This is a genomic window from Saccharothrix sp. CCNWYY140 (assembly GCF_037401995.1).
In the GTDB taxonomy this organism is placed as follows: domain Bacteria; phylum Actinomycetota; class Actinomycetes; order Mycobacteriales; family Pseudonocardiaceae; genus Actinosynnema.
On record NZ_JBBEGC010000006.1, the window covers coordinates 138,113 to 150,712 of the forward strand.

The following is a 12,600-nucleotide window of genomic DNA, read 5'->3' on the forward strand; positions in this document are numbered from 1 at the left end:
TAACGCGACAGTCCGACGAGACGCGAAGTCTGCGGTCAGATGGTCGAATTGAGGTCGACGCGCTGCGATGCGCAATGATCTGTCCGTGGGCGACGAGGACGGTGGACCCGACGAGACGGGAAGACCTGCTCCTGTCAGCGCGTCCCGGACCGTGTCGAACACCGTCGCGGATGCGTCCTCCGGGCCCTTGGTGCAGGCCGGGTACCTGCACGGCACCGCGACCGCGCCCGGCGGCTACGCGAACGCGGGCGTGCACATCGGGGACGTGCACGTCATGCAACGCACACCGTTCCGGTCCCGATACCTGCACCTGGTGCGGATCATGGCACCGGATGAACTCGTTGGGCGCGATACTGAACTCGCGGAACTGGCCGAATTCTGCACCTCCCGGTCCGGTGCCTACTTCTGGTGGCAGGGAGAGCCGTGGGCGGGCAAGTCGGCGTTGTTGTCCTGGTTCACCCTGCACCCGCCGCCGGGAGTGCGGATCGTCTCGTTCTTCGTGACCGCTCGAATGGCCGGGCAGAACCATCGCGGCGCGTTCATCGAAAACGTTGTCGGGCAGTTATCCGAAATACTGGGTGAAACTCCTCCGGTGCTGTTGTCCGAGGCGACGCGCGACGTGCACCTGCTGGGCATGTTGGAGGATGCGGCGGCGCTGTGCCGCTCTCGGGACGAGCAGCTCGTCCTCCTGGTGGACGGTCTCGACGAGGATCGCGGAGTGACCTCCGGGCCTGATGACTACAGCGTCGCGGGGTTGCTCCCCATCACCCCACCCCACGGCGCGAACGTCGTCGTGGCGAGCCGTTCCACCCGGCCGCTGCCCTACGACTTGCCGCAGGACCACCCGCTGCGCCAAAACGCACTGGTACGGGATCTTGTGACGTCACCGGAGGCCCGCGTGAGCCGGTCGGACATGGAACGGGAATTGCGCCGATTGCTGAGCGGGCAACGCGAGCTGGTGGCGTTCGTCGTGGCGTCGGGCGGAGGGCTGACGGCGGAGGAACTGGCGGAGCTGACCGGCGTGCCCGCGCGGGAAATGGCCGAGCGCCTTGCGTCCACAGCCTGTCGGAGCTTCGCCTCGCGGCCGAGCCCGTGGACCCTGGGCGAGATGTACATGCTGAGCCACGCTGAACTGCTGGCCGAGGCCGCGAACCATTTGGGCTCCGAAGTGGACGAACACCGGATGCGCATCCACCGGTGGGCTGAGACCTACAGGGACCGCCGATGGCCGAAGTCCACACCGGAGTACCTGCTGCACGGGTACTTCCGCATGCTGGCTGCCAATGACGACGTCGCCCGGATGGCCGCCGTCGCGGCCGACCGGCACAGGATCGACCTCATGCGGGAGGTCTCGGGAAGCGACGCGGAGGCCCTGCGCCACCTCGCGACGACCGAGGAGAGGCTTCTCGCGCGGGACGACGTCGCCGTGGCCGTGGCCGTGATGACCCTGCTCGCGCTCAACCGGCAACGGCTGATCGATCGCAATTCCGCGACCCCGGTCGAATTCCCGGCGGCATGGGCGGCACTCGGCCGACACCGGCGAGCAGCGGAACTGGCCGGCGCCATCAGCTCGATCGGCGACCGCATCGAGGCGCTGGCGCTGGTCGCGATCACATCGGCCGAGCAGGACGCGGACATGGCGAAAACCGTGCTTGCGCAGGCCGAGCGGCAACTCGACCTGGTGGACGAGCCGACGTCGCGAAGCCGGGCGGTCGCGGCGCTTGCCAAGGCGGCGGTCACGGTGGGGGATCCGGCCGGGGTGTTCAGGGTCCTGCGCCGGCGAGCCGACCTGTCCGCTGAAGACTTCGGGGAAATCGGTCGGGTGATCGAGTCCCGGTGGGGTGCCGACCGGTCGGACGTCGCGATCAACTCCGTCGACGACGTGGCCGCACGGCTGCGCATGTGCCTGGGCGTCGCCGAGGTCTCCCCGGACACCGACCGGGCACGCCGCCACTTCGATCACGCGCTGGGGCTCGTGCCGGACGTTCCGCGGTGGGAGGTTCGGGACACGTTGCGACACATCGCACGCACCGCGTCGAGGTTGTTGCCCTACGACGTCGCGGACACCGTGGTCCGATCGCTGTTCCGTGAAGGAGTGTCCGAGGTGGAGGTGACCGGTGTCAGGGCCGAGGTGGCGGCGAGGTTCGGCGATCTCGACACCGCGGTGGAACTCGTCGAATCGCTTGACGCCCCGAACGCGCGCCCGCTGCTCGTCCACCTGCTGGGGGCCATGCCTTGGTCGGAGGACGAGGCCGCAGCGCTTGAACATCGGTTGGCCGAGCTCGGTGGCACCAGGAACACTCGTGCGCTGACAGTCGCCATCGCCGACGCGGGAGACCTGTCACGGGCGGCAAGGCGCGCGACGCGCGCGGCGGACAGCACGGCAATGGCGGCGGTGGCCCGTCGTGCCGCAGTTGCAGGAAACCCGGCTCTGGCCGAGCAGCTCCTCGCCGCGACGATGAACCTAGCCGCAACAGGCAGCGAGCGCGTCGACGACCTGCGCGGGGTGGCGGTCGTGGCGCAGGCGGCTGCGCGATGCGGCGACATCGTCGCCGCGAAGCGACTCATCGCGAAGGTCGAGGAACACGGATACCGCACCGAGTTCGCGGACCACCTCGCTGCCGCCGCGGCCCTGACCGGAGACCTGCCTCTGGCGACCGCCTATGCGGGTGACGACGAGCGGGCGCTCCTGGCCGTCGTGCGCGCCACCGCCGAGCGGGGAGAGACCGCAGCCGCACTGGACCTCTCCTCGCGCCTGACGGTCCGTCTCCTGAGAGAGGAAGCCTTTGCCGTCACCTCGGAAGCTCTGATCGGAACCGGAGAGCTGACCAGGGCGGTGACCACGATCATGCGGTGCAAGTCGGACTCCGCGTGGCGGGTGGTCGCTGCCGCCCTGGCCAGGCAGTCGTTCACCGCCGATGCCATGCACTTGTCCTTTCTCGTGCCCAAGGAACGCCGCAACGCGCTGCGCGCGTCCCTTGCCAGGTCCGCTGAGCACTCGGGTGCGGTCGACATGGCGAACGCGTGCCTCGACGAGATCTCGAACGAAGACGACCGCCTCGACGCGCTGCTCGGTGTGATGGAAGCAGCAGCGGTGCGGCGCGACTTGGGCCGTGTCCGACAGGTGTCCACCGCACTGCACAGCGCCGCCGCACGATCCTCCACGCCAAGCACGAAGACCCTCCGGCTTGCGATGACCAGGACTTCAAGCGGCCTCTCGACGTTGACGACCTTCACGGAATCGCTCGAAGCGGCACTAGAGGGCAGGTCCGGCAGCCAGGCGGCCGTGATCACCGACCCCGAGCAGCGGGAAAGGGTGGCGGTGGCGTTGGCCGCAGCGGGCGCGGAAGACACCGCCGCACACCTCGTCCGGACCATGCCGTCCGATTACGAGCGTGCGCGCGGGTGGCATCGCCTGGCGATGGAAACCCCGCTCGGCCCGACCGGGCGGCCCGCGGCGGAACTGCTCCGGCTCCTGCACTGGACAAGCGTCGTACCGGTGATCACCCGGCACCATCCAGAGGCCATCCCCCCGCTCGTCGACGATCTCCTGCAATGACGACCGGATCCGCTCGCCACCGCTGAGACCCGCGTGCCCGTGCCAGGCCGGACGGGTACGCCACCCGCTGACCCACGCCATTGGGCTTGTGCTGACCAAGCGGCTGAGCCTGCGATCACGTGACCGGGGTGTGGGGACGGTGGTTGCCGCCGTCCCCACACGGTCAGGCTGGGTGGGGTCGTCAGGATGTACCGGTCAGTTTTCGGGGAGGACTTCGATGTAGCCGTCGGTGCCGTTTACGCGGATGCGTTGGCCGTCTCGGATTGTGCGGGTGGCGTGTTCGACGCCGACTACGGCGGGTAGGCCGTATTCGCGGGCGACTACCGCGCCGTGGGTCATGAGGCCGCCGACCTCCGTCACCAGGCCCTCGATCGCGACGAACAGAGGGGACCAGCTGGGGTCGGTGTGTGCTGTGACCAGGATGTCGCCGGGTTCCAGGTCGGCTTCGGTCATGTCCAGGATTACGCGTGCCCGGCCCTCGATGGTGCCGCCGGAGACCGGTAGGCCGACCAGTGCGCCGGCCGGGAGGTCGTCGCGGCGGTATTGGCCGGTTACGGACTCGCCGTCTGAGGTGAGGACGCGGGGTGGGGTGAGTGCCTCGTATGAAAGGAAGTCTTCCTTGCGTTGGCTGATGAGGGCGTTGTCGACCTGGGTGGTGCGTAGGACGTCGCGGAGTTCCTGGAAGGTTAGGTAGAAGATGTCTTCCTTGTCGGACAGCAAGCCCTTGTGCACCAAGCGTTCCGCTTCGGCTAGGAGTGCCTGCTTGTAGACGAAGTAGCGGCTGATCATGCCGTACTTCGGGAACTCGCGGTAGCCGATGAACGTCCGGACCAGGTCGATCTTCTGCTTGGTCTCCTCGGCCTTGCGGTCGCCGTCGGGCAGGGCGCGTAGCCGTTCCAGGACTTCCTGTTCCTTCTGCGCCGCCTCCTGCCGGCCCTGCTCGAAGCGTCGGCTGGCCTCGCCTGGCTTGGCGTTCTTGATGTTGGACAGGAGCATGGGCAGGAGCATGGTGGGCTTTTCGCTCCACCGCGGTCGGGTGATGTCGATCTCGCCGACGCAGCGCATCCCGTACTTGTCCAGGTACGCGGTGATGGCGTCGTGTGCTTCGCGTCCGCCGTTGAGGTCGGTTAGGCGGTCTAGGAAGTCGTCGTCCTGGGCATCGCGCAGGTAGGCCACAACCTCCGGGTGTGGGCGGATGGCGTCGGCGACGTCGAGCAGGGCCAGGCCCATCTCCGAGGTGACGTTGTTGGGCGCGGACAGGGAGAGTGTGTCGGCGGCGCTCCTCTCCCCCAGCCACTCGTGGAGGTGTTCGTTGAGCCACCACGTCGCCTGCATCGCGGCCATGATGACGTCGATGCTGTGCGGTGCGAACAGGATTCGGCGCAGTTCCGGGATGTCCGCCTCGATGAAGTCCAGGAGCTCGGTCCCGGACTTGGTGGTGATGTCCTCCTTCAGGGTGGCGATGGAGGCTTCCGCGCGGCGGATCAGGTCGGCGACGATGGCCGGGTCGGTCTCGACCGTGGCCGGGGCGGCGCCGGGGATCGTTCGGGCGGGCTCGTCGTCCGGTGGAGGGAGGAAGCCTTCGCGCTCGACGACGGTCCGCAGGGCGTCGGCGATCAGCGGGTCGGACTTCCCCACCACGTCGAGGAGCCCGGCCCGGCTCACGGGGTTGGCCAGCATGCCGGTGACGTCCGCGAACAGCCGTCCGCCCACCACGGCCATCGGGCGCGGGGTCGTCAACTGCCACACCGACAGCCCGAGCGGCTTCATGGCGTCGGTCATCATCTGCTGGTGGCCGGTCGAGACGTAGACGTGGTTCTGCCCGTCCGGGTTGTCCGGGACGGGGTACAGCGTGGTGATCGGTCGACTTTGGACGATGTGGAAGTCGCCGTCCGCCAGGCACCACTCGATGTCCTGCGGCCGGCCGAAATGGGCCTCGATCCGGCGGCCCAGCTCGACGAGCCGGAGCACCTGGTCGTCCGTCAGCGCCGGCTGCTCCGGGTTCTCGGGTGCTTGTTCCCGGACGCCGCCGGTCGCCTGGGCGTTGATGGCGAGCGCCTTGGTGGCGACCGCCTTGTCGATGATCTCGCCGTCGCGGACCTGGTAGCGGTCCGGGTTCACCAGCCCCGACACCAGAGCCTCGCCGAGGCCGAAGGAGGCCTCCACGGAGGCGACCTTCCGGTTCGACGTCACGGGGTCGGCCGTGAACAGGACCCCGGCCGCGTGCGGGAACACCATCCGCTGCACGACCACGGCCATGTGGACCTTCCGGTGGTCGAAACCGTTGCGCAGCCGGTAGGTCACCGCGCGCTCGGTGAACAGGGAGGCCCAGCAGCGGCTGATGTGTTCGAGGACCGCTTCTCGCCCTACCACGTTGAGGTAGGTGTCTTGTTGGCCTGCGAAGGAGGCTCCCGGCAGGTCCTCCGCCGTCGCGCTCGACCGGACCGCGTACGGGGTTTCGTCGAGCACGGCGAGGATCTCGGCGGCCACGTCGTCGGGGACGCCTGCTTCTTCGATGGTGCGCCGGATCTCCGCGCTGCGCCCGCGGATGGCGTCCCGGTCGTCGACGTCGAGGTCGTTCAGGCGCTCGTCGATCGACGGCACGTCCGCCAACACCCGCCGGAACGCGTCCGTGGTCACGCAGAACCCGGCCGGCACGCGGATCCCGTCGATCCGCGCCAACTCCCCCAGGTGCGCCCCCTTGCCGCCGACGATCGCGATCTGTGAACGGTCGATCTCCTGGAGACCGAGCACGTAACTACCCACTGTGTTGCCTTCCCCCGTCATCAATGGCTGCGGCTGGAGATTGTGCCCCGCTAACGGGCTCTTGCCACAAGACCCCCTGTGTGCTATATGTTGGACATGGCGAGGAGAGGGTTCCTCGCCTTTGTCGTCTTCTGAAGCGGCGGGGTCAGCGGGGTATCGGCGTCCGGGCTGCTTGTTCCAGAAAGATCGGCGTGCGGGCGGGGTTGCCGTGCTCGCGCTCCCACTCGGCCGCCGCGAGTCGGCGCAGCAGCACGTAGAACGGGATCAGGCGGTCGAAAGCCTCCGCTTCGGCCGGTGTCGGCGCGTACCCCTCCAGGACTGCTGGTAGGAGGTCTTCGTCGGCGACGGCGAACACGGCCAGGTCCATCGCGGGATCGCCGGCGCTGAGGTCATGCACGTCGATCAGCCCGGCGATCCGGTCACCCCGCACCAGGAAGTGGTCGGGGCGGCCGTCCAGCAGGGTCAGCGTGCCGTGGCCGGTCATCAGCGGTTGGAGGCGGGCGCACCAGTCCCGGATCTCGTCGGCCCGCCGCGCCGGGAAGCCGGTGAACTCGCCCAGCCGGGCCAGTAGCCACGTGGTCCAGTTCGTCATCCACGTGCCGATGGTGTCCGGCCTGGTCTCGGGCAGTGAGTGCACCCGCCGCAGCAACCGCCCGGCCTCTCGCTGCGCCGCCGGTGAACTGGCTGCCGACAACGCCTCGCCCTCCACCCAGCGCAGCACCAGGTGCGACGGGGCGGCGTCGGAGGCGGCGACGACTTCCGAGACCGGCACCCCGGCAGCGGCCAGGCGCGCTACCGCCGCCTGCTCCTGCCGGAACGCGAGAGGCTCCGCGTCGGCTTTCACCGCGAAATCACCCACCCGGGCGACCAGTCGGGTCGGTCGGTCGACGTGCAGGGTGACGGGGCCGGTGGGCAGACCGTGCCCGGCCACGATTGCGTGAGGATCGACAAGCACCCGACCGAACCTGGCGCAACGGCCTTGCCCACCGCCACCGGTTTTCCGCGGGACGCGCGGTCGTGCATGGTCGGAGTAGGGTGGGCGTGGCTGCCAGGGAGCCACCGGTCCGCGGGAATGGGCTCAGCCCACCTGGTGAGTGCGGCGCGTGACACCAACGCTCTCCTTTCGGCCTGACCGAGCGGACATCAGGCACACGAGAGGAGGCCGTTGTGCCCACCCTTGGCATGCCCGAACGTCCCGACCTCGGCAGGTTCCGCCGACAGGCCCGCGACTTGCAGCGAGCCGTGCGGGGCGGTGATCCCGAGGCGATCGCACGCGTGGCCCGGCACCACCCCGGTGTGCCGAGCGGCGAGTTCCGGTTGAGCGCGGCGCAACTGGTCGTGGCTCGGGAGTACGGGTTCGCGAGTTGGCCCCGGTTGGTGCGGTACCTGGGGACGGTCGCCGAGCACGGCTGGGAGACCCGGCTTGTGCAGGCACCCGTGGCCGGGCCGGCGGAGGAGTTCTGCCGGTTGGCCTGCCTGACCTACACCCGCGAGGACGGGCCGGAGCGCTGGGCGGCGGCCCGGCGGCTCCTCGCCGAGCACCCCGACCTGACCAGCCGGGACATCTGGGCCGCCGCGGCGGCTGCCCGTCCGGAGGACGTCGGTCGGTTGCTGGCGGAGCAGCCGGGACTGGCCGGGCGACGCGGTGGCCCGTTCGGGTGGCGACCGCTGTTCTACCTCGTCTACTCGCGCTTCGACTTGGCGGTGCCGGCAGACCGCGTGCTCGCCGTCGCCCGGCTGCTGCTCGACGCCGGCGCGGATCCGAACGACGGCTACCTCTTCGACGGCCTGCCTTCGCCGTTCACGCTGCTGACCGGCGTGTTCGGGCACGGCGAGCTGGGCCGGCACCGCCAACCCAGCCACCCGCACTGGTCGGCGCTGGGCCGGCTGCTGCTGGACGCGGGCGCCGATCCCAACGACGCCCAGACGCTCTACAACAGGATGTTCGAGCCGGACGACTCGCACCTGGAACTGCTGTTCGCCCACGGTCTCGGCACCGGCCACGGCGGACCGTGGCGCAGGCGGATCCCGGAGCTGGACCCGCCCGCGCGGCTGCTGCGCACCCAGCTCCGGTGGGCGGTCGAGCACCACCAACCCGCCCGCGTCCGGCTGCTCGTCGAGCACGGTGTCGACATCCGCTCCCCTTTCGACGGCGACGGACCCGCGTGGAGCCCCGGTGACGGCCGGACTCCGGTCGAGCTGGCCCAGCTCAACGGTGACGCGGAGATCACCGACCACCTCCTCGCCCACGGCGCCGAGCCGCCCGGTCCCGACCCGGTCCGCGACCTGATCGCGGCGGCGTTGCGGGGCGACCGGGCCGCACTGGACGAGGTCCGCGCCGAGCACCCCGACGCCGTGGCCGAAGCCCGCCGCAGTCGTCCCGGGCTCATCGTGTGGGCGGCGGCGCGGATCTCCGTCGAGGCCGTGGTGCTGTTGGCGGAACTCGGTTTCGACGTCAACGCCTACGGACGCGGCGACGCACCGGTCGAAGAGCCGTGGGAGACCGCGCTGCACCACAGCGCGATGGCCGGCGACGTCGAGCTGACCCGTCGCCTGCTGGACCTGGGTGCCGACCCCAAGCTCCGCGACCAGCGCTTCGACGCGACCCCGTACGACTGGGCGCGGCACTTCGACCAGTCCACCACCGCCGACCTGCTGCGGCCGACGCACGACGGGTGAGCGAAACGCCGGCGGTGGCCCCGGCCGCGCCGAGCGGCCTGATCAAGGGCTCTTGTCTGCGGTGAACGGCTCGCGCTACCGTGCCGGTGGGAACGCTCCCAGCCGTGCGGCCCAGCGCTGCGCGGCGGCGGCAACGCACCCTGCTCGCGAGGAGGCGAGACGTGGATTCGTGTGCGCTTGGAACACCCTCGTCGTTCCCGTTCTGCCGCAGACCCGACGCCGTCTCCTCCTGTCGCGTCTAGGAGCACTTCCCGATCACGCCCTTTCGGTGCACGTCGACCGCCATCGACGCGGCATTGCGCCCGCCGCGGGTTGTCAACAAGGCGATTGACCTTGCATTCCGAGAGAGGAAAACATGCGAGATTCCCTCGCGACCAGGAGAAACACCCGCGCGCGACGCCGAGCGGTGTGGGTGGTGGTGTTGTCGGTTCTTGGTGTCGTCTTGCCGTTGCCCGGCGCGTCGGCTGCCACCGTGGACACGACGGCCACCTACGTGCTGGTCAACCGCAACAGCGGCAAAGTGTTGGACGTGTACGGGCGCAGTACCGCGGAAGGTGCGCGGATCACCCAGTACACCCGCAACGACGGCGCCTGGCAGCAGTGGCAGTTCGTGGACTCCGGCGGTGGCTACTACCGGATCAAGTCCAAGCACAGCAACAAGGTGCTGAGCTTCCCGTCCACCGCCGACCGCGCCGGGCTCGTGCAGACCACGGACGCCAACACCGCCGGTCAACAGTTCCGATTGGCTGACTCCGCAGGCGGCTACGTGCGCCTGCTCAACCGCGCCAGCGGCAAGGCCGTGGACGTCCTCTACTCCTCCACCGCGGACGGGGCGCAGGTCGTCCAGCTGTCCGACACGGGTGCGGCCAGCCAGCAGTGGCAGATGGTCAAGCTCGGGAGCACGGACACCACGCCGCCCACCGCACCCGCAAACCCCCGCACCTCGAACCTGACGTGCACCGGGGTGACGTTCTCGTGGTCGGCGTCCACGGACAACGTCGGGGTGGCGTTCTACGACATCTACCACGACGGGCAGCTCATGACCTCGGTGCCGGGCACCGCGCTGTCGGCGAACCTGACGGTCTCGCCGGGCGCCACCTGGGGCCTGTACGTCAACGCGCGCGACGCCGCGGGCAACGTCTCCCAGGCCAGTGCCACGGTCACCATCACCGTCCCGCAGTGCCAAGCCGACACCACCCCGCCCAGCACCCCCACCGGCGTCACGGCGACGGCGTCGGGCACCTCGGTCGCGGTCGCGTGGTCGGCGTCGACGGATAACATCGGCGTCACCGGCTACGAGGTCCTGCGTGACGGCGTCCAGGTCGGCTCCACCAGCGGCACGACGTCGTTCACCGACAGCGGCCTGGCCGCGAACACCCGCTATGAGTACCGGGTGCGGGCGCGGGACGCGCAGGGCAACCGGTCCACGCCGAGCACGGCCGTCGCGGTCACCACGGGCAGTTCCTGCGCCACGGCGCTGTGCACGGTCACCAGGGTCACCACGGAGACCGACCTGCCCTGGGGCCTGACCACCCTGCCGGACGGACAGGTGCTCTTCGGCCGCCGCGACACCTTCGAACTGGTCCGCCTCGACCCCGCCACCGGCACGAAGACCGTCGTCGGGCGCGTGCCGAACGCAGCCGGGACGGACGGCGAGGGCGGCGTCCTGGGCATCGCGCTGGCGTCCGACTTCACGGCCGACCCGTGGGTCTACGTCATGCACACCAGCTCGACTGACAACCGGGTGGTGCGCATCCGCTACACCGGCGGCGCGCTCACCGGCACGCCCCAAGTCCTGCTCACCGGCATCCCGCGCAACAAGTACCACAACGGCGGCCGGCTGCGCTTCGGCCCGGACGGCAAGCTCTACATCGCCACCGGCGACGGACAGAACAGCGCATGGGCACAAGACCGCGCCAACCTCGCGGGCAAAGTCCTGCGCATCAACCGCGACGGCAGCGTGCCCTCCGACAACCCGTTCGGCACCTCGGTCTGGAGCTACGGCCACCGCAACCCGCAGGGCCTGGCCTTCGACTCGCAGGGCCGGTTGTGGGAGCAGGAGTTCGGCAACTCCGTCATGGACGAGACGAACCTGATCGTGCGCGGCGGCAACTACGGCTGGCCCGCGTGCGAGGGCACCACGGGCAGTTGCAGCGAGCCCGGTTTCATCGCGCCCAAACGCACTTACCCCGTCGCCGAGGCCTCGTGCAGCGGCATCACCGTCGTCCGCGACGCGCTCTACATCGCCTGCCTGCGTGGCGCACGGCTGTACCGGGCGGAGATCTCCGGCGAGAGCCTGACCAACGTCCAGCAGTACCTCGTCGGCACCTACGGGCGGCTGCGCACCGTGGAACCTTCCGCGGACGGTGGCCTGTGGCTGACCACCAGCACGCGTGGCGACAAGGACAGCATCCCCGACAACAGCAACGAAAGCATCCTCAAGGTCGAGCTCGGACGTTGACCCGGCTTCGCGATCAGGAGAGGAAATCCCCATGACTCACCGCACGACACGGCGTTACCGTCGCGCGCTCACGGCCGTGGTGATCGCCATCGCGGGCGCTGTGGTGCCCGCGGCGGCCGGCGCTTCGACCCCTTCCGCACTGGCGTCGCCATGCGTCCCCGGCGCGACCTACGGGCCGCCGTTGCCGACCAGCGCAGTCACGTCCCAGCTGATCCGAGGCGGGTACACGTTCCTCGAAGGCCCCACGTGGGACCAGCGGACGGGCACGTTGTTGTTGTCCCACATGCAATACGCCTCCGGTCCCCAGGGCGTGCAACCGTCGTCGGTGCTCCGGTTCACCCCGCCGGCCACGTTCGACACGTTCATCGCCAACTCCGGCAGCAACGGCCTCGCCATCACCCCGGACGGCTCCCGACTGCTCGCCGCCACCCACGACAACCGCACGGTCTCCGCTTACAGCATGACCGACCGCACCCGCACCACCATCGCGGCCAACTACCTCGGCCGCGCGTTCAACTCCCCCAACGACCTCACCATCGGCCAGGACGGCACCGTCTACTTCACCGACCCCAACTACCAACGCGGCAACCGAGCCGACGAACAAGGCGGCCGGACCAACGTGTTCCGCGTCCGCGACGGCGTGGTCACCCTCGTCGACAGCACCCTGTCCCAGCCCAACGGCATCGTCCTGTCCCCTGACGGCAAGACGCTCTACGTGGGCGGCAGCAACTCCATCGTGAAGTACACCGTGGCCCCGGACGGCTCCACCAGCAACCGGACCACTTTCGCGAGCATCCGGACGCCCGACGGCGCGACCATCGACTGCGCGGGCAACCTGTACTGGGCGTCCTATGAGGACGGTCTCGTGCACGTCTTCTCCCCGACCGGGACCCGGCTGGGCACCATCTCCGCCGGGCGCAACATCACCAACGCGGCGTTCGGCGGCCCGGACGGTCGGACGCTGTACATCACGTCGGGGACGTTCGGCTCGTTCGGCCTCTACCAGGTGCGCCTGAACGTGCCGGGGAATCCCTACTGATACGCGAAAGCCCGTCCGAGCAGGCGAATGCTCTGCTCGGACGGGCTTTCCCGGCCACGCCCGGGGGACGTCGTCGTGGCCGGCATGGGGGCCGCG

Annotated in this window: 6 protein-coding genes; 4 read left to right on the forward strand and 2 right to left on the reverse strand. The window is 69.6% G+C overall.

Annotation, left to right across the window (positions count from 1 at the left end; translation table 11 throughout):
• Positions 1-85 precede the first annotated feature (85 nt).
• Positions 86-3,559, forward strand: a complete 3,474-nt coding sequence (locus WBN91_RS05815; RefSeq protein ID WP_337722357.1) for a hypothetical protein — start codon at positions 86-88, stop codon at positions 3,557-3,559.
• A gap of 195 nt (positions 3,560-3,754) precedes the next feature.
• On the opposite strand, the gene rph is transcribed toward WBN91_RS05815, so the two are convergent.
• Both rph and WBN91_RS05825 read right to left on the reverse strand, forming a co-directional pair.
• Complete coding sequence (gene rph / locus WBN91_RS05820) at positions 3,755-6,325, reverse strand: rifamycin-inactivating phosphotransferase (RefSeq protein ID WP_337722356.1); 2,571 nt, start codon at positions 6,323-6,325, stop codon at positions 3,755-3,757.
• A 145-nt stretch (positions 6,326-6,470) separates the two neighbouring features.
• Positions 6,471-7,280, reverse strand: a complete 810-nt coding sequence (locus tag WBN91_RS05825) for a phosphotransferase family protein (protein ID WP_337722355.1) — start codon at positions 7,278-7,280, stop codon at positions 6,471-6,473.
• Positions 7,281-7,492: 212 nt separating this feature from the next.
• Between WBN91_RS05825 and WBN91_RS05830 the strand changes: the two genes are divergently transcribed.
• From WBN91_RS05830 to WBN91_RS05840, 3 genes are all read left to right on the forward strand, one after another.
• Positions 7,493-9,004, forward strand: a complete 1,512-nt coding sequence (locus tag WBN91_RS05830; RefSeq protein ID WP_337722354.1) for an ankyrin repeat domain-containing protein — start codon at positions 7,493-7,495, stop codon at positions 9,002-9,004.
• 355 nt (positions 9,005-9,359) lie between these two features.
• Positions 9,360-11,465, forward strand: coding sequence for a PQQ-dependent sugar dehydrogenase (locus tag WBN91_RS05835; RefSeq protein ID WP_337722353.1), 2,106 nt, complete (start codon positions 9,360-9,362; stop codon positions 11,463-11,465).
• Between the two features lie 31 nt (positions 11,466-11,496).
• Positions 11,497-12,504, forward strand: coding sequence for an SMP-30/gluconolactonase/LRE family protein (locus WBN91_RS05840; RefSeq protein WP_337722352.1), 1,008 nt, complete (start codon positions 11,497-11,499; stop codon positions 12,502-12,504).
• Positions 12,505-12,600: the final 96 nt, after the last annotated feature.

Coding starts and splice junctions, on each gene's coding strand:
- WBN91_RS05835 (WP_337722353.1), top strand. CDS start 9,360: ATGCGAGATTCCCTCGCGACCAGGAGAAACACCCGCGCGCGACGCCGA.
- WBN91_RS05840 (WP_337722352.1), top strand. CDS start 11,497: ATGACTCACCGCACGACACGGCGTTACCGTCGCGCGCTCACGGCCGTG.